22 protein-coding genes are annotated in these 19,652 nt (G+C 73.3%); 10 read left to right on the top strand and 12 right to left on the bottom strand.

The genetic code is table 11. The annotated features are described in order from the left end of the window. Nucleotides 1-35: 35 nt before the first annotated feature. The gene (locus tag IE264_RS24430; RefSeq protein WP_032755724.1) at nucleotides 36-719 is read left to right on the top strand and encodes a uracil-DNA glycosylase; all 684 of its coding nucleotides are present in this window, start codon (nucleotides 36-38) and stop codon (nucleotides 717-719) included. Nucleotides 720-819: 100 nt separating this feature from the next. Beyond that, nucleotides 820-1,293: a tetratricopeptide repeat protein gene (locus IE264_RS24425; protein WP_032755251.1), complete on the top strand. Its 474-nt coding sequence runs from the start codon at nucleotides 820-822 to the stop codon at nucleotides 1,291-1,293. Nucleotides 1,294-1,349: 56 nt separating this feature from the next. Here IE264_RS24425 and IE264_RS24420 read toward each other — a convergent pair whose 3' ends face one another. Further along, nucleotides 1,350-1,688, bottom strand: coding sequence for a hypothetical protein (locus IE264_RS24420; protein ID WP_308428523.1), 339 nt, complete (start codon nucleotides 1,686-1,688; stop codon nucleotides 1,350-1,352). A gap of 249 nt (nucleotides 1,689-1,937) precedes the next feature. Beyond that, nucleotides 1,938-2,459, bottom strand: a complete 522-nt coding sequence (locus IE264_RS24415) for a DinB family protein (RefSeq protein WP_015607229.1) — start codon at nucleotides 2,457-2,459, stop codon at nucleotides 1,938-1,940. Between the two features lie 123 nt (nucleotides 2,460-2,582). Between IE264_RS24415 and IE264_RS24410 the strand changes: the two genes are divergently transcribed. Beyond that, a complete protein-coding gene (locus IE264_RS24410) occupies nucleotides 2,583-3,491 on the top strand; it encodes a Gfo/Idh/MocA family protein (RefSeq protein ID WP_032755255.1) in 909 nt (302 codons plus the stop codon). Here the strand turns inward: IE264_RS24410 and lnt are convergent. From lnt to IE264_RS24390, 4 genes are all read right to left on the bottom strand, one after another. Next, a complete protein-coding gene (gene lnt / locus IE264_RS24405; protein WP_032755256.1) occupies nucleotides 3,412-5,007 on the bottom strand; it encodes an apolipoprotein N-acyltransferase in 1,596 nt (531 codons plus the stop codon). The genes IE264_RS24410 and lnt overlap by 80 nt on opposite strands. 238 nt (nucleotides 5,008-5,245) lie before the next feature. Then, nucleotides 5,246-5,725, bottom strand: a complete 480-nt coding sequence (locus IE264_RS24400; RefSeq protein ID WP_015607226.1) for a nuclear transport factor 2 family protein — start codon at nucleotides 5,723-5,725, stop codon at nucleotides 5,246-5,248. A gap of 97 nt (nucleotides 5,726-5,822) precedes the next feature. Continuing rightward, on the bottom strand, nucleotides 5,823-6,689 hold the full coding sequence (locus IE264_RS24395) for a universal stress protein (RefSeq protein WP_015607225.1): 867 nt from the start codon (nucleotides 6,687-6,689) through the stop codon (nucleotides 5,823-5,825). A gap of 35 nt (nucleotides 6,690-6,724) precedes the next feature. After that, nucleotides 6,725-7,744, bottom strand: a complete 1,020-nt coding sequence (locus IE264_RS24390) for a ferric reductase-like transmembrane domain-containing protein (RefSeq protein ID WP_032755258.1) — start codon at nucleotides 7,742-7,744, stop codon at nucleotides 6,725-6,727. A 221-nt stretch (nucleotides 7,745-7,965) separates the two neighbouring features. Here IE264_RS24390 and IE264_RS24385 point away from each other — a divergent pair, with 221 nt between their 5' ends. Next, complete coding sequence (locus IE264_RS24385) at nucleotides 7,966-8,616, top strand: hypothetical protein (protein WP_190167692.1); 651 nt, start codon at nucleotides 7,966-7,968, stop codon at nucleotides 8,614-8,616. 176 nt (nucleotides 8,617-8,792) lie between these two features. Then, a complete protein-coding gene (locus tag IE264_RS24380; RefSeq protein WP_373301935.1) occupies nucleotides 8,793-9,449 on the top strand; it encodes a sigma-70 family RNA polymerase sigma factor in 657 nt (218 codons plus the stop codon). Here the strand turns inward: IE264_RS24380 and IE264_RS24375 are convergent. Genes IE264_RS24375 through IE264_RS24360 form a run of 4 tightly spaced genes read right to left on the bottom strand, consistent with a single transcriptional unit; the run spans nucleotide 9,435 to nucleotide 13,714 of the window. Continuing rightward, on the bottom strand, nucleotides 9,435-10,652 hold the full coding sequence (locus tag IE264_RS24375; RefSeq protein ID WP_032755261.1) for an MFS transporter: 1,218 nt from the start codon (nucleotides 10,650-10,652) through the stop codon (nucleotides 9,435-9,437). The genes IE264_RS24380 and IE264_RS24375 overlap by 15 nt on opposite strands. A gap of 7 nt (nucleotides 10,653-10,659) precedes the next feature. Next, a complete protein-coding gene (locus IE264_RS24370) occupies nucleotides 10,660-11,883 on the bottom strand; it encodes an ATP-grasp domain-containing protein (RefSeq protein WP_032755264.1) in 1,224 nt (407 codons plus the stop codon). After that, a complete protein-coding gene (locus tag IE264_RS24365; RefSeq protein WP_032755266.1) occupies nucleotides 11,880-12,977 on the bottom strand; it encodes a pyridoxal-phosphate dependent enzyme in 1,098 nt (365 codons plus the stop codon). The genes IE264_RS24370 and IE264_RS24365 overlap by 4 nt, the downstream gene beginning before the upstream one ends. Beyond that, on the bottom strand, nucleotides 12,974-13,714 hold the full coding sequence (locus tag IE264_RS24360) for a class I SAM-dependent methyltransferase (RefSeq protein WP_032755267.1): 741 nt from the start codon (nucleotides 13,712-13,714) through the stop codon (nucleotides 12,974-12,976). Before IE264_RS24360 ends, IE264_RS24365 begins: the two co-directional genes overlap by 4 nt. A gap of 179 nt (nucleotides 13,715-13,893) precedes the next feature. Between IE264_RS24360 and IE264_RS24355 the strand changes: the two genes are divergently transcribed. Further along, the gene (locus tag IE264_RS24355; RefSeq protein ID WP_015607217.1) at nucleotides 13,894-14,451 is read left to right on the top strand and encodes an AAA family ATPase; all 558 of its coding nucleotides are present in this window, start codon (nucleotides 13,894-13,896) and stop codon (nucleotides 14,449-14,451) included. Between the two features lie 161 nt (nucleotides 14,452-14,612). Here IE264_RS24355 and IE264_RS24350 read toward each other — a convergent pair whose 3' ends face one another. Together IE264_RS24350 and IE264_RS24345 are read right to left on the bottom strand one after the other, a co-directional pair. Then, a complete protein-coding gene (locus tag IE264_RS24350) occupies nucleotides 14,613-15,485 on the bottom strand; it encodes an undecaprenyl-diphosphate phosphatase (protein WP_015607216.1) in 873 nt (290 codons plus the stop codon). A 185-nt stretch (nucleotides 15,486-15,670) separates the two neighbouring features. Beyond that, entirely contained in the window at nucleotides 15,671-16,393 is a 723-nt protein-coding gene (locus IE264_RS24345; protein ID WP_032755269.1) for a TVP38/TMEM64 family protein, read from the bottom strand. Nucleotides 16,394-16,442: 49 nt separating this feature from the next. Here IE264_RS24345 and IE264_RS24340 point away from each other — a divergent pair, with 49 nt between their 5' ends. From IE264_RS24340 to IE264_RS24325, 4 genes are all read left to right on the top strand, one after another. After that, complete coding sequence (locus tag IE264_RS24340; protein WP_032755271.1) at nucleotides 16,443-17,159, top strand: DNA alkylation repair protein; 717 nt, start codon at nucleotides 16,443-16,445, stop codon at nucleotides 17,157-17,159. Between the two features lie 61 nt (nucleotides 17,160-17,220). Then, nucleotides 17,221-17,388 (top strand): hypothetical protein, encoded by a 168-nt coding sequence (locus IE264_RS24335; RefSeq protein WP_164711271.1) that lies wholly within the window; start codon nucleotides 17,221-17,223, stop codon nucleotides 17,386-17,388. Nucleotides 17,389-17,485: 97 nt separating this feature from the next. Next, nucleotides 17,486-18,661, top strand: coding sequence for an elongation factor Tu (gene tuf, locus IE264_RS24330; protein ID WP_015607213.1), 1,176 nt, complete (start codon nucleotides 17,486-17,488; stop codon nucleotides 18,659-18,661). Nucleotides 18,662-18,729: 68 nt separating this feature from the next. After that, entirely contained in the window at nucleotides 18,730-19,575 is an 846-nt protein-coding gene (locus tag IE264_RS24325) for a spermidine synthase (protein ID WP_032755273.1), read from the top strand. The last annotated feature ends 77 nt before the right edge of the window (nucleotides 19,576-19,652 follow it).

The raw sequence follows: 19,652 nt of genomic DNA, 5'->3' as shown, positions 1-19,652 counted from the left end.
GATCAAGAACCTGTTGCTCACCGGAGGTTGTGGACGTGACCGATATCGACCTGCTGCCCGAGTCCTGGCGCGGCGTCCTCGGCGAAGAACTGCAGAAGCCGTACGTCAAGGAGCTGGCGGACTTCGTCGAGGAGGAGCGGACCAAGGGGCCGGTGTATCCGCCGCGCGAGCAGGTCTTCGCCGCCCTGGACGCCACGCCGTACGACAAGGTCAAGGTCCTCGTCCTCGGCCAGGACCCGTATCACGGCGAGGGCCAGGGGCACGGGCTCTGCTTCTCCGTGCGGCCCGGCGTGAAGACACCGCCCTCCCTGCGCAACATCTACAAGGAGATGCAGCAGGAGCTCGGCCTGCCGGTCCCGGACAACGGCTATCTGATGCCGTGGGCCGAACAGGGCGTGCTCCTGCTGAACGCGGTGCTCACCGTGCGCGGCGGCGAGGCCAACTCGCACAAGGGCAAGGGCTGGGAGAAGATCACCGACGCGGTGATCCGCGCCGTGGCCGACCGGCCCGACCCGGCCGTCTTCGTGCTCTGGGGGAACTACGCCCAGAAGAAGCTCCCCCTGATCGACGAGGAGCGCCACATCGTGGTGAAGGGAGCCCACCCCTCCCCGCTCTCCGCGAAGAAGTTCTTCGGCTCCCGGCCCTTCACGCAGATCAACGAGGCCGTCGCGGCCCAGGGCCACCAGCCGATCGACTGGCGCATCCCCGACCTCGGCTGAGGCCGACCGGGCCGCCGCCCGTGCCTGAGCGGGATTGCGGACCACCGGCGCTAGCGTCGAAGGGACCGCGACCGGCTTGACGGGCCAAGAGGAGACCGCAGTGGTGGAGCAGCAGGAGGCGTCCGAGGACGCCGTCATGACCAGGATCGGCCAGGCGGTCATGCTGCTCCACGGCGGTGACCGGGAGGAGGCCCGCAACCGCTTCGGCCTCCTCTGGGCGGAGCTCGGCGCCGACGGCGACGCCCTGCACCGCTGCACCCTCGCGCACTACATGGCCGACACCCAGGACGACCCCGGCGACGAGCTCGCCTGGGACCTGCGGGCCCTGACGGCCGCCGAGGGGCTGAGCGACGAGCGGCCCGCCGAGCACCGGGACTCCCTGGCGGTCCAGGCGTTCTACCCCTCGCTGCACCTCAACCTGGCGGCGGACTACCTCAAGCTCCAGCGCCCCGACGCGGCCCGCATCCATCTGCGCCAGGCCCGGGACACGGCGGGCGTCCTGGACGACGACGGTTACGGCGGGGGAGTGCGGGCCGCCATCGAGCGGCTGGAGCTGCGGATGCGGGGGCAGTGAGGCGGGGGTAGCGGGGCGGGGGCGGCCCGGATCCCGCCGGCTCCTTGAGGAGGCGCTCAGCGGCCGTACGTCTCCTCGCAGATCCTGGACTCCCTGCTGCCCGCGTGCCAGCCGCCGTACCCCCGGCCGAGCGCGCACACGTCGTGCACGCCGCCCCGGGTCTGCGGCAGGGACGGCAGGACGCCGGGAGGAATGTGCGGCACCTGCCGGGGCGGTGTCCGTCGCGGTGGTGGCGAGGCCCGCTCGGCCGGCCGGGGCGCCGGGGGAGGTGCGGCCCGCCCCGCCTGCCGAGGAGCGGGGGAAGCGGGTCTGCCCGGCGACGGGCTCGGCTCCACGATGGTCTCCAGCGCCTCGCGGCCGGGCTCCTGCACGACCTGCGGGAACACGTCCTGCACCGGTCTGCTGCTCTCGGGAGGCTGCCGTGGGCCCGCCTGCGGCTCGACCGACACGCAACCGGAGACGGCCGTGACGGCTAATCCGACCAGGAGTCTCGTGGTGAATCTGGTTCGCTGCACGCGGCCAACTCTGCGGTGCGGGCAGGCGTCCGGGCAGCCCGAGGGCGAGGAATGGCCCGCACGAGTGACCCGGTCAGCACGGCGCCACGGCCCGGCCCCGCAGTACGGCGGGGCGGGCGGCCGGAGCGGTCAGTCGCCGGTCGCGCCGTCGACGCGCTCCCGCACCAGGTCGGCGTGGCCGTTGTGGCGGGCGTACTCCTCGATCATGTGCGTATAGATCCAGCGCAGGTTGAACGGCTTGCCCGCCGAACCGACGCCCCGGGACAGATCGTCCAGACCGTACGCGGCGGCGCTCTTCCGGGCCGCGGCTGTCTCAGCCCGCCAGACGGACTCCGTCCCGGCCCAGGTGGCGGACTCCGCGACCTTGAAGTCCCCGTCCGGGTCCTCCTCGGTGGAGTAGAGGTCCGGCAGCTCCTCGCCCGCCAGGATCTCGCGGAACCAGAAGCGCTCCACCTCGGCCAGATGCTGTACGAGACCGAGCAGGGAGAACGCGGAGGGCGGTACGGACGCCTCGCGCAGCTGGGCGTCCGTGAGGCCCGCGCACTTCATGGCGAGCGTCTCGCGGTGGTAGTCCAGCCAGCCCTCCAGCATGGGGCGTTCGGCGGCGTCGATGGCGGGTTCGGAGCGTTCTGCGGCAGTCATGCCGGTCATCCTGAACCATGATCACGATCCTGGCCAGGCATTTCCTCCCCGGGCGGCCGAGGGCGGGCAGGCAGCGGCCCGTATGCTGCCGGGACCGGAACATCAGCACGGCACGGCGATAGGGAGACCCCTGTGAAGGTCGGTTGCATCGGGCTCGGCGACATCGCGCAGAAGGCGTATCTGCCGGTGCTGAGTGCCGTCCCGGGGGTCGAGCTGCACCTCCAGACCCGCACCCCCGCCACGCTCGACGCGGTGGGCGACACCCACCGCATCCCGGCCGGCGCCCGCCACACGACCCTGGACTCGCTGCTCGCCGAAGGGCTCGACGCGGCCTTCGTGCACGCCCCGACCGCCGTCCACCCCGAGATCGTGGAACGGCTTCTCGAAGCCGGGGTCGCCACCTATGTCGACAAGCCGATCGCCTACGAGTACGCCGAGTCCGAGCGGCTGGTCAACCTCGCCCAGGAGCGCGGCGTCAGCCTCGCCGTCGGCTTCAACCGCCGCTTCGCCCCGAGCTACGCCCAGTGCGCCGAGCACCCGCGCGAGCTGATCCTGATGCAGAAGAACCGGGTCGGGCTGCCCGAGGACCCCCGCACCCTGGTGCTCGACGACTTCATCCATGTCGTTGACACCCTGCGCTTCCTGGCCCCCGGACCCGTCGACCACACCACCGTGCGGGCCCGGATCGTGGACGGCCTGATGCACCACGTGGTGCTCCAGCTCTCCGGCGACGGCTTCACCGCGATCGGGATGATGAACCGGCTGAACGGCTCGACCGAGGAGATCCTGGAGGTCTCGGGGCGGGACACCAAGCGCCAGGTCCTCAACCTCGCCGACATCGTCGACCACAAGGGCCAGCCCAGCGTCCGCCGACGCGGCGACTGGGTGCCGGTGGCCCGCCAGCGCGGCATCGAGGCGTGCGTCCACGCCTTCCTGGACGCGGTCCGCGCGGGCACGGTGCTCAGTGCTCAGGACGCTCTGGCGACCCATGAGCTGTGCGAGCGGATCGTCCGGGAGTCCCTGGAGCAGGCCTCCTCCTGAGCGCCCGCAGCCCTTCGGCGGCGCACAGCGCGGCCAGCGCGGCGAGGGCCGCGTAGACCGCCCAGTCGCCGAAGCGGCCGTACAGCGTGGTGCCGTGCGCCAGCGGTACGTCGTACACGGCCGCCGCGCTCTCCTCCGTACCGAGCGGCTCACCGACCTGCTCCCCGCGCGGCCCGTACACGGCACTGATCCCGGTGAGCGTCGCGTGCACCGCGGGACGGCCGTTCTCGGCGGCCCGCAGCGCCCCCAGCGACGCGTGCTGGGCCGGGGCCCAGCTCTCCTGGAAGGTGGAGGTGGCGGACTGCGCGACGAGGACCTGGGCGCCGTCCCGGGTCAGCCGCCTGCTCATGTCGGGGAACGCCGACTCGAAGCAGACCAGCGGACCGATCCGCAGCCGTCGGTCGCTCTCCGGCAGGGTCATCACCACCTGCCGGTCGCCGCGCAGCCGGTCCTCGCCCGCCGCCTTGCCGACGGAGGTCGCCCAGCCGAGCAGGGAGCGCGCCGGGATGTACTCACCGAACGGCACCAGGCGCATCTTGTCGTACCGGTCCCCGGTCGGCCCGTCAGGACCCACGAGCACCGCCGACTTGAAGATTCCGCTCCGGCCCGATCCGTCCGTCTGCCGGGCGTCCACATTGACCAGCAGGTCGGCCCCGGTCTCCCGGGAGAGCGCCGCGAGCCGCCGAGAGGTCCCCGGGTCCCGCCAGGCACCCGCCCCGATGCTGCTCTCGCCCCACACCACGAGGTCGACGTCCCGGCCCGCCACCGTACGGGTCAGCTCCTCGCCCCGGGCCAGGCGCCGCTCGACGCTGCCGGGCCCGGCGACGACACCCGGCTGTACGACGGCGATCCTGGCCGTCCCCGTGGTGACCGGCTGCGGCGCCCAGGCCCACACCCCGCCCACCGCCAGGGCGCACACGACCAGCAGCACCCCGCCGGTCGTCCGGGCCGGGGTGCGCGCGGTCGTCAGCAGGACGAGAGCGGTGTTGACCGCCACCACCAGCAGGCTCACCAGCCACACCCCGCCCACCGACGCCACGCGGAGTGCGGGGGCGACCTCCCACTGGCTCGCGCCGAGGAGCCCCCAGGGCCCGCCGAGCCCCTCCCAGGAGCGGACCAGCTCGATCACCAGCCACCCCGAGGGCACCGCCACCACCGCGGCGGCGGCCCGCAGCGCGGAGGGCGCGCCACCGAGCAGCCGTTGGACCAGCACGCCCCACGGGGCCCACAGCAGACCGACCAGCGCGGCCAGCAGCACGATGAAGACGTGGAGGCTCGGCACCAGCCAGTGGTGGACGGCGACGATGAAGCCGATTCCGCCGATCCAGCCGTCCAGCGCAGCCCGGCGCGTGGTGCCCGCCGAGCGGATCAGCAGCAGCCAGGGGACGAGCGCGACATAGCCGAGCCACCAGAGGGAGGGCGCGGGGAACGCGAGCGCGGGCAGCGCCCCGGCGAGGAGCGCCGCGGCCCCGCGGACCCAGCCGGACGCCGGAACCCCTCCGCTCCGCATCCGCATGCCGTGCCCTCCTCGTCCCGCGCCGGGTGGGCAGCCGCGTCACCTGCCGCGTGATCTGCCGGGTCAGCTCTGTGTACCCAGTGTGGGGGCGGTGATCCCCGCCGGACACAGGACGCGGCCGGGGCCTCTGGCCGAGGGAGCGTGGCCGCGCGGGGATCCCAACCGCCGGGAACGGTTCAGCCCGTGCCGGGAACAGCTCACGCCGTGCCGGAATCGGTTCGGGCCGTGCGAGGGCGGTTCAGGCCGTGCCGGGGGTGCGGCGCCACTTCTCGTGGACGGTGACGCTCCGGATCCGCCAGCCCGGTTCCGTACGGTGCAGCTCGAAGGTGTACCGCCCGCCGGATACGAAGTCGGGCGCGGTGTCACCGGCCGGAGAGGTCTCGCCCTCCCGCGCCAGGCGCATCGGGTTGAGGTAGTCGGCCCGCACCTGTGCCCGGTCGCCCGGGTAGCCGCCCAGGTCCTGGAGGTCGATCCGGCGGTTGACGATCAGGTGCTGGCGGATCGGGAAGAGGCGCATCGTCCCGGTGAGCCACCGCGCGATCTCGCCCGCCGGGCCCTCCACCCCGCCCGCCCCCGTGTAGTCCGCGCGGCCGTCCGGGGTGAACAGGGCTTCGTACGCGGGCCAGTCGCCGTCGTCCACGGTCACGGCGTATCCGGTGATCACGTCATCGATGGCGAGCCGGTCCATCACGGTCGCGAGTGCCACACGCTGTGTCATCGGTCAAGTCTCGGTCAGGCCGCCCGCCACGCCAAGGGGCCCGCACCGCCGGGAAATGGACGGGGCGGCCGGTCGGCAGGGCCCGACAGCCGGCCCGTCAGCAGGGCACGACGGCGACCGGACCCAGCGCGTGCGTGACCGTCGTCTGCGCCACCGGGGAGAGGCCCAGACCGAGCGACTCCCCGCCCCTGCGGCGGCCGATCACCGTCAGGGCCGCCGTGGCGGACGCCGTCACCAGGGTGCGCGAAGCGGAACCGTTGACCGGCTCCCGTACGACCTCCACCTGCGGGTACCGCTCCTGCCACCCCGAGGTCAGCTCCGCCAGACCCCGCCGGGCCGAGTCCGCCGCACTCTCCCGGTCGAAGACCGGTCCGCCCGCGAGCATGGAGGAGAACATCGTCCAGCCGTGGACGATCCGCAGCCGCGCCCCGGGCCGGGTGGCCGCGGTGGCGAAGGCGAACTCCAGGACCGCCTCGCTGCTCTCGTCGGCCGCCACCCCCGCGACGATGTCGGAGAAGGCCTCCTCGTCCTCGGACCGGTCGTCCTCGTCCGGGCGGCCGTCCTGCACGATGACGACCGGGCAGCTCGCCATCGACGCGGTGGCCAGGCTGTTGGAGCCGATGATCAGCGACCGGAAGCCGCCGAGCCCCCGCGAGCCGACCACGACCATCGACGCGTCACGGCCGAGCGAGACCAGGGCGGCCGCCGGGAAGTCCAGCGGGGCCAGCGTCGAGGGCCGCACCTGCGGAGCGATCAGTTCGCTCCGGCGTACGGCCTCGGCGAGGAGCTCGTCCGCCTCGCGCAGCTGGGTCTCCTCGTCGACGGTCCGGGTGAGCGGCCTGACGTGGACGATCACCAGCGGCAGTCGGCGCCGCGCGGCCTCCCGCACGGCCCAGTCCAGCGCCTGCCGGCTGTGGGTGGAACCGTCGACGGCGGCGATCACGGGAAGATCGTTGTTGGTCATGGACCCGAGCGTACGTCGCCGGGTGCGGCTGCCGGTCAGTCGTGGTTGTGGGTGGAGGCGGTGTCGTCCGGCGGTACGGTCCGCCCGCCGTCGTTGCCGCTGACCACCACCACGACCAGCGCCACCATGACCCCCACCACCGCGAGCCGGCCGCCCAGGCGCAGCGCCCAGCCCGTCCGGGAGGCGGTGGCACCGGGCGAGAGGGGCAGCTTCTCGGAGCGGCGCGCCGGGCGCAGCAGGCGCAGGAGGAGCAGAGCGGCGATCGGCAGCTGGAGCAGCCAGACGCTGGTGCGGAACCAGCCGTCGTACCAGACGTTCGTCCCGTACAGCAGGGTGTGCCAGACGCTCAGCACGTAGACCACGATCACGAAGCGGTGCAGGACGCGCCAGGTCTTCGGGCCGATGCGGTGGCGTACGTAGAAGAGCAGGCCGAGCGGGATCGCGAGGTACAGGGCCGCCTGGCCGACCGGGATGGCGATCTGCCCGGTCCCCGAGTCGTAGCCGCCCGGGACGAACGTCTCGATGAAGGCGGTGGTCAGCGCGGAGTTCCAGGACGCCGTGGAGTGGCGGACCAGTTCGGCGCCGAAGAGCAGCGCGTGGGCCGTGATCAGCGCGATGGTGTTGAGGCTCGTGGTGCGGTGGAGGCGCTCCAGGCGGGGGGCCGAGAGGGGCAGGCGCCCCGGGCGCGGTCCGGACAGCAGGAGCCCGAGGATCACCGTTCCCCAGGCCCAGAGCAGCGCGGACCAGCCGAACGCCTGGCTGAGGAAGTACATCCAGAAGCCGCCCGCGTCGGCCATGAACGGCATCACGGAGACCGTGGAGGAGGTCTTGTTGCGGATGCGTATGTAGAGCAGGACGAAGACCGCCGCCGTCACCAGGAGTGCCACGAGACCGTCGGGCCAGGAGGCGCGCAGATCGGAGCGGAGGGTGACGCGCCGGTCAGGACGGGGCTGCCGGGGGCCGGGGAGCCGGCTGTCCGCCGATGCGAACTCGGCGGAATCGGTGGGGACTTCGGCGGCCGCTGCCGGTTCGGGTGCGGGGGGCGGGTTCGTCATGCGGCCTCTTCGGGGACGTCGGCTGGCGGGGCGGATGCGTCGGCCCCGGGCCACGAGGCGTGTGCAGGCGCGTTGTTGGAGCAGTCGGCGGGGGAGAGGGGAAAGTTCCACCGGACGTCGTGTGACATGAATCACACCTGTGACGCCTGGGGCAAACGGGGTGAACTCCCGTTGTTTCCGCATCTGCTGGTCTTCTCCGCGAGGTGGGTGCGGCTGGCACGATGGCCGCCATGGGAGCCGGAACCGCACTCCGCCTCGCCCGCACCGCGCTGTTCGCGGTCGTGTGCGTCGCCGTGTCCGGGCTCGGCCACGCCCTGATGTCCGACAGGCCCCTGCCCCTGCTGCCCCTGCTCGCCGCCCTTCCGCCGGCCGCCGGCGCCGGCTGGTGGCTCGCGGGACGCGCCCAGAACGCCCCCGTCACCGTCTCGGCCCATGTCCTGGGCCAGTTGGGGCTGCACGCCTGCTTCACCGCCGCCGGCAAGGCGGGCGCCCCACACGCGCACGGGGTGATGCCCCACGCCGCCCACGTGTCCCCGGCCGGGGACGCCCCGCACCGGATGGAACTGCTGGCGGCCTTCGACGCCTCGGTGTTCACCACGGGGATGGCCGCCTCCCACGCCGTCGCCGGACTGGTCTGCGGCTGGTGGCTGTGGCGCGGCGAGGTGGCCCTCGCCCGGCTTGGCCGCTCCCTGGCCCTCTTCGTACGGGCCCCGCTGCGGACGGCCTGGCGCCTCTGGTCGGCGACCCCGCCCACCGCGGGCCGACCCGTCCGGCGGCGCACCCGCCGCAGGCCGGGCCGCCGCCCCCAGGACCTCCTGGCCCTGCACGCCATCTCCCGGCGCGGTCCACCGCTTCCCGTCCTCTCCCTGTGACCTCCAGCCGCCCACCCGGTTCCGTGTGACCCGGTGGCGGTACGGGTGTGCGCTCGCGCCCACACCCGTAACAGGCATGCCGCTGCCGCCGGACCGCCCCAGGCCGTCCGAGCGGCCGGCCACGCGGAGCCGGGCGCCGACCGCACCACGGCTCCGCCAGGACGCGAAGGACTGCTGTGACCCTTACTGCCACCCCCTCACTCCCCGCCCGCCCGCCGGTCACCCCGCCGACCCGGGTGTACGCCACCCGCCAGAACGACGTACAGATCACCGACTGGGCCCTTGCCGCCGGCGGCGGCGACCGGGAGGCCGCCGACCGCTTCGTCCGCGCGACCTACGAGGACGTCCGCAGGTTCGTCGCCTACCTCAGCGCCGACGTCCCCGGCGCCGACGACCTCGCCCAGGAGACCTACCTGCGGGCGATGAGCGGACTGGCCCGCTTCGCCGGACGTTCCTGCGCCCGCACCTGGCTGCTCTCCATCGCCCGGCGCGTCGTCATCGACCGCCACCGCACGGCCGCCGTACGCCCCCGGGCCGCCGACACCGCCGACTGGCAGGGCGCCGCGGAACGGGCCCAGCCGCGCCACCTCCCCGGCTTCGACGAGTCGGTCGCCGTCTTCGACGCCCTGCACCGCCTGGACCCGGCACGCCGTCAGGCCTTCGTCCTGACCCAGGTGCTGGGGCTCTCCTACGACGAGGCGGCGGACGCGGCGGGATGCCCCGTCGGCACGGTGCGCTCCCGCGTGGCGCGCGCCCGCCGGGAGCTGGCCGGGCAGTGGCGTACGGAACCGGGGGGCCGGGTGACGGCGACCGCCGGTTCAGCCACCGCCTAGGCCGGCGGGCGTCTCCGCCCGGGGCTCCGACCGGCCCCGGGCGCTACGCCGGCGCATCAGCAGCACCGGCAGCAGCAGGCACTGGAGGCAGACGGCCACCCAGAACGCCCGCGCCGAACCGGCCGACTCCGCCGCCGCGTACAGCTGGCCGCCCACCACTCCACTGGCGAACGCGCCGATACCCGCCGCGAGCCGCTGGCGGCCGAACACGGTGGCCGGAGGCGCGGATGAACGGGCCAGCGCCTCCAGGTCGTTCTTCAGGAAGAGCACGATCTCGCCCAGACAGAGCAGCGCCCCGCCCACCGCGATACCCACGTGCCCGCCCCCGGCGATCGCCGCCATGCCCGCCGCCATGGCCCCGAACCCCCACCGCAGCGCCGCCGGATAGCCCAGGGCGGCGATCCACTCCGCCAGCAGCGGCTGGGCGACGACGAGGAGGGCCGCGTACCCCATCAGGACCACCCCGTAGAAGCCCGCCGATGTCCGGGGGACCGCGTACAGCGCCAGGTAGTGCTGGAAGAACATGAACGCGTAGACGCTCACCACCGTCACCAGGAACGGCGAGAGACCCGACCGTGGTCCATCGGCGCCCGGCGGCCGGTCCGGGACCGTCACCGGACGCGCTCCGTCGCGCGGCAGGAACGCGTGCCCCACCCCGACCAGCGCGAACAGCCCGGCGACACACGTGAAGAGCACGCCGGGGGAGCCCAGTACGAGCGGGGCGGCCGCCGGGGGACCGAGCGCCATCCCCGCGTTGAACGCCGAACTGCTCGCCGACAGCAGCCGCGGCCGGTCGTGGTCGGGCGAACCGTCCACCAGATAGGCCTTGTTGGCCGGGAGGTAGAGCGCCGCACCCGCCGACACCAGCAGCAGCGCGCCGATCGCCAGTACGGGACTGGTCAGCCCCGGTACGAACGCGCCGAAGCCGGCCGTCCGCAGCGCCAGCGCCAGCAGCATCGACCGCCGCAGCCCGATCCGCGCGGCGACCGGGCCCGCGACCACGCCCCCGGCGAACTGGATCAGCGAGGCCACCGCCAGGACGAAGCCGACCGTGCCGAGTCCGAGGCCGAGCCGCTGGTGGAGCAGGACCGACATGTACGGCAGCACGGCGAAGCTGCCCAGCGTGATCAGGAACGAGCCCGCCAGCAGGAAGCCCTGGGGACCGGTGAACCGCCGCCGCTTCGAAGCCGGTTCGGCGCTCACCCCGCCCTCACGGCGTGTCCGCGATCACCGGGCGCACCCGGACCGCCGCACTCCACGCCCGGTGCTGGGCCAGCTCCGCCGTCGGCGCCTCGGCCAGCACCATGCCCGTGCACCCCCGCTGGTCGCCCACATGGGCCAGGGTCTCGCCGGGTTCGCGGACGGGGTACCACTCCACGGACCCGGGAAAGGCGGCCAGTTCGCCGAGGCCGTGCCAGCCCTTCAGGACCCCGGGGCGGTCGGCGTAGACGAGGACGAAGCCGTACGCGGGCCCCTGCCCGTCGAGCGGGGCGTCCAGCAGCGCGGGGCGGCGGCCGAGCGCCTCGTCCATCATCGCCGTGTACACATTGGTGCCCAGCGTCCGGCAGAGCACCTCCCCGACCAGCGCGCCCCCGATCCGCCGGTTGATCTCCACCAGCTCCGGCCCCCCGGCGGTCAGGATGAACTCCACATGGGCGAACCCCCCGCGGTGCCCGGCCACTTCGAGGACCCGCCCCACCCACGCCTCGATCGCGGCCCGCTCCCCGTCCGGCAGCGCCACCGGGAACGCCGCGACCTCCTCCCGTACCACCGCCGCCCGGGAGGTCTGACGGCTCAGCACCCCCAGCAGCCGGGTGGTCCCCTCCCAGCTCAGCGTCTCCGCGCTGTACAGCGGACCGGCGAGGAAGGTCTCCGCGAACAGCGCCCCCTTCAGCGGCTGTCGGGCGGCCTCCGCCAGGGCGTGGTGCAGCGCCTCCTCGTCGTGCACGATCCACACCCCGCGCGAGGAGGTGCCCGCCGAGTCCTTCAGTACGGCGGGGAGTCCGACCGTACGCAGGACGGCGTCCGCTCCTTCCGGCCCGGGCGGTACGGCCACGGCGGCCGACCGGCTCAGCCCCTGCGCGTACAGCGCCTCCCGGACCCGGCGCTTGTCCCGCAGCAGCCGGACGGCCGCCGGGTCCGGGCCCGGAAGCCCCAGTTCGGCGGCCAGCTCCGCGGCGGGCACGCTCCAGGTGTCCGTCGTGTTGATCAGCCCAGCCAGTGCGGGGACGGCGGCCAGCGCCCGGCGGACCGCCTCCGGGTCGTCGGTGTCGACATCCACGACGTCCAGCGCACCGGCCGGCAGGGTGGCCAGCTCGTGCCGGTACACCGAGCGGTCGCCGGTCAGCAGGCACAGCCGGTGCCCGGTGGACGCGGCGGCCTCGGCCATCCTGCCGAGCCCGAAGGACAGGGACTCCAGGGCGGCGATCGTCATGGCAGCATCTCCACGGTCGGTACGGGGGCGGGGGAGCCCTGTTCGGGCAGGCGGGCGGCCTCGGGGGCGGCGCGCCGCCCCCACTCCATCACCGACCACGGCGGCCGCAGGGCCTCCAGCGAAGCGATCGGCCGGGGCCGCAGTCCGGCCGGGTCCAGCGCTTCGGTGTGGCGGGTGAACACCCGCTCGGCGTAACGGTGTCCGGTGTCGGCGCCCAGCACCAGATGGAGCCGGCCCGGGTTGCGCTCGGCCTCCCAGGAGGCCGCCAGGTGGGCCGCCCCGGTGGAGAGGCCGGCGAACACCGCGTGCCGGCGCAGCAGTCCGACCGCACCGGCCATCGCATGGCGGAAGTCCAGCCAGTGCACGGTGTCGTACAGCTCGTGGTGGACGTTCCCGAACGGGATGGAGCTGCCGATGCCCGCGATGATGGCCTCCGGGTCGCTGAACTGCTCGCTGCCGAAGGTGACGCTGCCGAACGGCTGGATCCCCACCAGCCGCACCGCCCGCCCCGACTCCCGCAGCGCGCGGGCCAGTCCACCGGTCGACGCACCCGTGCCGACCGCGCCCACCACGGTCAGCGGGCCCTCGGGCAGGGACGCGGTGAGCAGGTCGGCGAACTCCCGGTACCCCTCGTGGTGGACGGCGTCGTGGTACTGCCGCATCCAGTGGAAGTCCGGCCGCTCCGCGAGGAGCCGGCGCACATGGCGTACCCGCAGCTCCTGGTCCAGGCGCAGGCTCTGCGACGGCGGCATCCTGTCCACGGTCGCGCCGAGGATCTCCAACTGGGCGAGCATGGTCGCGTCGACGGTGGTGGACGCCACGATGTGGCAGCGCAACCCGTAGCGGTGACAGGCCATGGCCAGTGCCACCGCATAGATGCCGCTGGAGCTGTCGACCAGCGTCTGACCGGGCACCACCCGGCCCCGGCGCAGCAGCGAACGGACCGCGCCGAGCGCCGCGTACACCTTCATCGTCTCGAAGCGCGCGAGCACCACGTCACCGTCCAGCCGGATCAGGTCCGGGCTCTTCACGGCGTCGGTGATGTGCTCGTGCACGGTCGCGGTGGCGGCGGACTGCCGCGCCCCGGCCCTCACTTGCGCCGCCCGCGGACGATGAGCCGGTCGGAGTGCTGGTCGTAGCCCGACCCGTCGAAACCGCCGAAGCACTCCACGTCGGTGAAGCCCGCCTGCTCGAAGAGGGCGTGCAGTTCGGCGGCGGAGTAGAGCCAGGAGTGGATCGAGGCCGTACGGGCCGAACTGCCGCGCACCAGCGTCCAGTCGGTGCGCAGCCGCCGCCAGCTGTCGAGGACGGTGTCGCGCTGGACGACGTACGAACCGTCCGGCAGGTCCACCGCCTTCGGCCGCCCGATCCACCCCGCGAGCACCTCCTTGCCCATCACGTCCACCAGGAGCTGCCCGCCCGGCGCGAGGCTCTCGTGGGCGTTGCGGAGCACCTGGAGGTTGTCCTCGGCGTCCTCGAAGTAGCCGAACGAGGTGAAGACGTTCAGCACCACGTCGAAGGCGCCGGGCTCCGTGTACGTGAGCATGTCGGCCCGCTCCAGGCGGACATCGGCCCCCGCCGCTTCGCAGACGTTCCGGGCCCGCTCCAGCATCGAGGGGGAGAGGTCGACGCCCGTCACCGCGTACCCGCGCGCCGCGAGCGGCACCACGAACAGGCCCGGTCCGCAGCACAGGTCCAGCACCCGTGAACCCGGTGGGAAGTCCAGCAGGGGCGAGGAGGCGACGAGGGCGGCGGCCGACTCGGCCCGGGCGGGCGGGAACATCGTCGAGGCGAAATCGGACCAGAGCGCGTCGTCCTCGTACCAGTGCATGCCTCTCGGCCTCCTCCCGGCCCTCGTGGGGCCGTCCTGCTGCCGCACCTGCTCGCTGAACTGTCCTCCAGTAGTCGGCGGCCCGGTCCCGGAAGTTCCCGCCACCCGCCGGCGGTGAGCGGTGACCTACGATCGCTCGCGGGGGCGGAGCCGACCGCCCGCGGAGGGAGCGGACGACGATGACCTGGACAGAGGTGCCGGTGGACACCGGACCGGCGGCGGGAGCCGTCCTGCTGAGCGGGATCCCGGGCAGCGGCAAGTCCACGGTGGCCGCCGCGCTCGCCGCCCGGTTCGCCGCCTCGGCGCACATCGAGGTGGACGCCCTCCAGGGGCTCATCGTCAACGGTGGCCGGTGGCCCTCCCCGGAGCGGGACGAGGAGGCGGACCGGCAGATCTTCCTGCGGGCCCGCAACGCCTGCCTGCTGGCGGACAGCTTCGTCGCCGCGGGGTTCCTGCCCGTCATCGACGACGTGGTCGTGCGCCGGGCCCACCTCGACTTCTACCGGAGGCGGATCGCCGTCGGACCGCTGCACTGCGTGGTCCTCGCCCCCGGCGCGGCGAAGGCCGGGGAGCGCAACCTCGCCCGCGACAAGACGCTCACGACGGACTGGTCGTTCCTGGACACGGCGATGCGCGCCGAACTGGCCGGCGAGGCGATCCGGATCGACAACGGCGAGCTGACGGTGGCGGAGACCGTGGACGCGGTCCTCGCGGCGACCGGGCTCCCGGCCCCCTGAGCCGTCGGCGCGATGCTGAGGGGCCCGGCCCCCTGAGCCGTCGGCGCGGCGGCGTTGTCAGACCCCCGCTCTACGGTGGTGACATCTATCCGCGCTGCTGGCTGCTGCGCTGCTGGATCGCTCCGCCCGGCTGCTCCCGGGCGGAGCGCACATCGGGCGTGTCAGCCCGCGGACTCACCCGCGTGCGGGCTCAGCACACCGGTCGAGATCAGGATGAAGAGGAGGATGCCGAGGGCCACCCGGTAGATGACGAACGGCATGAAGCTCTTGGTCGTGATGAACTTCATGAACCACGCGATCACGGCATATCCGACGAAGAAGGCCACCACGGTCGCGAAGATCGTCGGCCCCCAGGAGACATGGCCCTCGTTGACGTCCTTGAGCTCGTAGGCGCCCGAGGCGAGCACGGCGGGGATCGCCAGCAGGAACGAGTAGCGGGCGGCCGACTCACGGGTGTAGCCCATCAGCAGACCACCGCTGATCGTCGCGCCCGAGCGCGAGACACCGGGGATCAGCGCCATCGCCTGGCAGAAGCCGAAGATCAGACCGTCCCGGATGCCGAGGTCCTTGAGGGTCTTGCGTTCCTTCACCGCACGGTGCTTGCCGCCCACCTCGTCGCGCGCGGCCAGCCGGTCGGCGATGCCGAGCACGACGCCCATGACGATGAGCGTCGTCGCGATCAGCCGCAGATCGCGGAACGGGCCCTCGATCTGGTCCTTGAGCGTGATGCCGAGCACCCCGATGGGGATCGAGCCCACGATGACCAGCCACCCCATCTGGGCGTCGTGGTCGCCACGCATCTGCTTGTCCGTCAGCGAGCGGAACCACGCCGACAGGATCCGTGCGATGTCCTTGCGGAAGTAGATCAGCACCGCCGCTTCCGTGCCGATCTGGCTGATGGCGGTGAAGGCCGCCCCCGGGTCGTGCCAGCCGGCGAACGCGGCGGTCAGCCGCAGATGGGCGCTGGAGGAGATCGGCAGGAACTCGGTCAGTCCCTGAACGAGTCCCAGGACGAATGATTCGAACCAGCTCATGGGGCTTTGGCCATCCCGGAAATGATCGTGCATCGGCCAGGGACGACTGGGCCCGTCGGCAGAGTGCGGCGTGCGGAGTACGGAGTGCGGTCGCGGACATCAAGGACATCGAGGTCGCGGGCAGCGTATCGCCTGAAGGTGAACGCCAGGACGACCGCAGAGGTCATCCACGTGCCGTCGCCCCCTCAGTCGTCCGGCGTGTCCCGGCCGAGCCGGTGGCGCTTGCGCCAGGCCACCAGCGCGCCGCCGAGACCGGACACCACGATGAACCCCATCGCCGCCAGGAACAGGGGCGAGGTCGGCGAGGCGGCCTCGCTGCCGGCTATCACGTACGCCGCCGTGTTCGGGATGGAGCCGAGCCCGGTGGCCAGGAGGAAGGGCGGGTAGCCCATCCGGGAGGTCGCCGCACAGTAGTTGGCGGCGGCGAACGGGATCCCGGGGAAGAGCCGCAGCGCCAGCACCGAGCGGAAGCCGTGCCGGCTCAGCACCCCGTCGGCGGCGGTCAGCAGCTTGCCGCGCAGCAGGGTGCGCAGCGCGTCCTGGCCCAGTACCCGGCCCAGCATGAACGAGACGCCCGCGCCGAGCACCGTGCCCGCGAGGGCCGCCGCCAGACCCGTCTGCGCACCGAAGAGCGCCCCCGCGGCGAGGTTGAGGAGCGGGCGCGGCACGAACGCCACGGTCAGCGCCCCGTACGCGAGCCCGAACAGCATCGCCGCACCGCTGCCGGTCAGCTGCTCCGGCCACCCCGACGCCAGCAGCCGCTGTGGTTCGAACAGCAGCATCGTCGACGCGGCGGCCAGCAGTACCGCGACGAGCAGCGAGAACCGGGACCAGGGGGAGAGCAGCGCCTTCGAACAGCGAAGGGCCAGGCCGCCGGTGGGACGGGCGGTGGGGACGGGGTCGAACATTCGGGGAGACTAACCGAAAACGGTGTGTGATCGCCGTAATGTGCGTCGCGTGGACCCCGCAGCAGCCCCTGCCCCCGCCGTCCCGGACAGCCCGCTCGCCGACGCCGTCCTCGCCCGGCTGACCGACCTGTACGCCCCGGCCGCCGACCCCGTCCGGGCCGGGGGCGCCGCCGCGTACATGAAGCACGTCGCCCCGTTCCTCGGGATCCCCACTCCGCGCCGCCGCGCCCTCTCCAAAGCCGTGCTGGCGGGCACCGGGCGGCCGGACGAGCAGGACTGCACGGCGATCGCGCTGCGCTGCTGGCGGCTGCCGGAGCGCGAGTACGCGTACTTCGCCGTCGACTACCTCCGCCGGTACGTGTCCTCCTGCTCCTCCGGGTTCCTGCCCGTCCTGCACCACCTCGTCACCACCGTCCCCTGGTGGGACACGGTCGATCTGCTCGCCGCACATGTCGCGGGGCCGCTCGTCGCCGCCGACCCGGCGCTCGCCCGCGAGATGGACCGGTGGATCGACGACGACGACCTGTGGGTCGCGCGCACCGCCCTGCTGCACCAGCTGCGCTACAAGGAGGCCACCGACGCCGACCGGCTCTTCGGCTACTGCCTGCGCCGCGCGGACCACCCGGACTTCTTCATCCGCAAGGCGATCGGCTGGGCGCTGCGGGAGTATGCCAAGACCGACCCCACCGCCGTACGCGACTTCGTCGATGGCGCCCGGGACCGCCTGTCGCCGCTCTCCGTGCGCGAGGCGCTCAAGAATCTCTGAAGCGCAGGGGAGTCACGGAAAACCATTCGACTCGGCGCCCCCGCCCGGCCATGATCGGGGCATGTTCCGGTACGCCTTCCTCGCAGCGCAGTCCGCAGTCGCGGACGCGCCGAAGGCTGCCGTGAACGACGCGGTCCTCGCGGCAGCAGCCGTCACCGCCGAAGCAGCGGCGCTCTGCGCAGCAGCGTTCACCGCTGCCGCATCGCCCACCGGCGGCGCCCGAAGCTGACCCTCCCCCGACAGTCCGGCGGACCCCGCAAGGGGAGGGTCGGCGGGGCCCTGGGGTCTTCTTCTTTCTCAGCTTCGAGTTCTCAAAGGAACGAGCCATGTCCAAGACGGCTTACGTGCGCACCAAGCCGCACCTCAACATCGGCACCATGGGCCACGTCGACCACGGCAAGACCACCCTCACCGCCGCCATCACCAAGGTCCTCAGCGAGCGCGGCGGCAGCAGTACCTCCTACGTGTCGTTCGACCGGATCGACCGGGCCCCCGAGGAGGCCCAGCGCGGCATCACCATCAACATCGCGCACGTCGAGTACGAGACCGACACCCGCCACTACGCCCACGTCGACATGCCGGGCCACGCCGACTACATCAAGAACATGGTCACCGGAGCGGCGCAGCTCGACGGGGCGATCCTCGTCGTCTCCGCGCTCGACGGGATCATGCCGCAGACCGCCGAGCACGTCCTGCTGGCCCGTCAAGTGGGCGTCGACCACATCGTCGTCGCCCTCAACAAGGCCGACGCGGGCGACCCCGAGCTGACCGACCTGGTCGAGCTGGAGGTCCGCGAGCTGCTCTCCGCACACGGGTACGGCGGTGACACCGTCCCCGTGGTCCGGGTCTCCGGGCTCAGGGCGCTGGAGGGCGACCCGCGGTGGACGGCGGCGATCGAAGGGCTGCTGGACGCCGTCGACACGTACGTACCGATCCCGGTGCGCTACACTGACGCGCCGTTCCTGCTCTCCGTCGAGAACGTCCTGACCATCACCGGCCGGGGCACCGTCGTCACCGGCGCGGTCGAGCGCGGCACCGTCCGCGTCGGCGACCGGGTCGCGGTGCTGGGCGCGGACATCGAGACGGTCGTCACCGGCCTGGAGACCTTCGGCAAGCCGATGGAGTCCGCCGAGGCCGGGGACAACGTGGCGCTGCTGCTGCGCGGGGTGGAGCGCGACCGGGTCCGCCGCGGCCATGTCGTGGCCGCGCCCGGCAGCGTGGTGCCCAGCCGCCGCTTCACCGCGCAGGTGTACGTCCTGTCGACGAAGGAGGGCGGCCGGTCCACCCCGGTCACCACCGGCTACCGCCCGCAGTTCTACATCCGTACGGCTGACGTCGTCGGCGATGTCGACCTCGGCGAGGTGGCGGTCGCGCGCCCCGGCGACACGGTCACGATGACCGTGGAGCTCGGCCGTGACGTCCCGCTGGAGTCCGGCCTCGGCTTCGCGATCCGCGAGGGCGGCCGCACGGTCGGCGCGGGCACGGTCACCGGCCTGCTCTGACGGCCCGCCTGCCCGCCACCCCTTCGGCTCGGGGGCGGCGGGCAGGGAGGCCGCGCGACAATGGAGGGGTGAACGAGCCGATACCCGTCATCCGCGAGGTCGACCACGGCACCGCCCGGCTGCTGCCCGATGTGGACCGCGACCGGGCGTGGCTGCTCACGGTCGATGACGCGCCCCAGTCCTACGTCGACCTCGACGACCCCTCGTACCTGGAGTTCGAGTACGTACGGCGCCTCGCGCATGTCGTGGACTGCGCGACGCCCGAGGACGCCCCGCTGGACGTCCTGCACCTCGGCGGCGGGGCGCTGACCCTGCCCCGGTACGTCGCCGGGACCCGCCCCGGCTCACGCCAGGACGTCGTCGAGGCGGACCGGGCGCTGCTGCGGATGGTCCGGGAGCATCTGCCGCTGCCCGACGGCTGCGGCATCACCGTGCACGCCGCCGACGCCCGGGCCCGGCTGGAAGCGGCCCCGCCCGCGTCCGCCGACCTCGTCGTCGCCGACGTCTTCGGCGGCTCCCGGGTCCCGGCCCACCTCACATCGGTGGAGTACGCGCGGGCCGCCGGGCGGGTGCTGCGCCCCGACGGGATCTACGCCGCCAACCTGGCGGACAGCGCGCCGTTCGCGTTCCTCCGGTCCCAACTGGCCAACTTCGCGGCCGTCTTCGCCGAACTGGCGCTGATCGGTGAACCCGCGGTGCTGCGCGGCAGGCGGTTCGGCAACGTCGTCCTGCTCGCCTCGCACGCCCCGATCGACACGGCGCCGCTCACCCGCCGCTGTGCCGCCGACGCCTTTCCGGCGCGGGTCACCCACGGTGAGGCGCTGGTCCGGTTCATCGGCCGGGCCCGCCCGGTGCCGGACGCGGACGCCGTCGCCTCGCCCGAGCCGCCGGACGGCGCCTTCACCATCGGCTGAGGTGGCCACGACGTACGGACGCCCGCTCTCCGGCCCCGGGGGACAGCGTTCCCGGGGCGGAGAGCGGGCGTCAGCAG

The sequence above is a fragment of the Streptomyces microflavus genome, assembly GCF_014650075.1.
Classification (GTDB): domain Bacteria; phylum Actinomycetota; class Actinomycetes; order Streptomycetales; family Streptomycetaceae; genus Streptomyces; species Streptomyces microflavus.
The sequence above is the reverse complement of the archived record's forward strand: the minus strand, read 5'-3'. Positions and strand labels throughout refer to the sequence as shown.

What these genes read in the sequence shown, in the direction of transcription:
- IE264_RS24355 (WP_015607217.1), top strand. Translation starts at nt 13,894, where the DNA reads ATGACCTGGACAGAGGTGCCGGTGGACACCGGACCGGCGGCGGGAGCC.
- lnt (WP_032755256.1), bottom strand. Translation starts at nt 5,007, where the DNA reads ATGCGGATGCGGAGCGGAGGGGTTCCGGCGTCCGGCTGGGTCCGCGGG.
- IE264_RS24415 (WP_015607229.1), bottom strand. Translation starts at nt 2,459, where the DNA reads ATGACCGGCATGACTGCCGCAGAACGCTCCGAACCCGCCATCGACGCC.
- IE264_RS24400 (WP_015607226.1), bottom strand. Translation starts at nt 5,725, where the DNA reads ATGACACAGCGTGTGGCACTCGCGACCGTGATGGACCGGCTCGCCATC.
- tuf (WP_015607213.1), top strand. Translation starts at nt 17,486, where the DNA reads ATGTCCAAGACGGCTTACGTGCGCACCAAGCCGCACCTCAACATCGGC.
- IE264_RS24345 (WP_032755269.1), bottom strand. Translation starts at nt 16,393, where the DNA reads ATGTTCGACCCCGTCCCCACCGCCCGTCCCACCGGCGGCCTGGCCCTT.
- IE264_RS24395 (WP_015607225.1), bottom strand. Translation starts at nt 6,689, where the DNA reads ATGACCAACAACGATCTTCCCGTGATCGCCGCCGTCGACGGTTCCACC.
- IE264_RS24350 (WP_015607216.1), bottom strand. Translation starts at nt 15,485, where the DNA reads ATGAGCTGGTTCGAATCATTCGTCCTGGGACTCGTTCAGGGACTGACC.
- IE264_RS24360 (WP_032755267.1), bottom strand. Translation starts at nt 13,714, where the DNA reads ATGCACTGGTACGAGGACGACGCGCTCTGGTCCGATTTCGCCTCGACG.
- IE264_RS24390 (WP_032755258.1), bottom strand. Translation starts at nt 7,744, where the DNA reads ATGACGAACCCGCCCCCCGCACCCGAACCGGCAGCGGCCGCCGAAGTC.
- IE264_RS24335 (WP_164711271.1), top strand. Translation starts at nt 17,221, where the DNA reads ATGTTCCGGTACGCCTTCCTCGCAGCGCAGTCCGCAGTCGCGGACGCG.
- IE264_RS24385 (WP_190167692.1), top strand. Translation starts at nt 7,966, where the DNA reads ATGGCCGCCATGGGAGCCGGAACCGCACTCCGCCTCGCCCGCACCGCG.
- IE264_RS24370 (WP_032755264.1), bottom strand. Translation starts at nt 11,883, where the DNA reads ATGACGATCGCCGCCCTGGAGTCCCTGTCCTTCGGGCTCGGCAGGATG.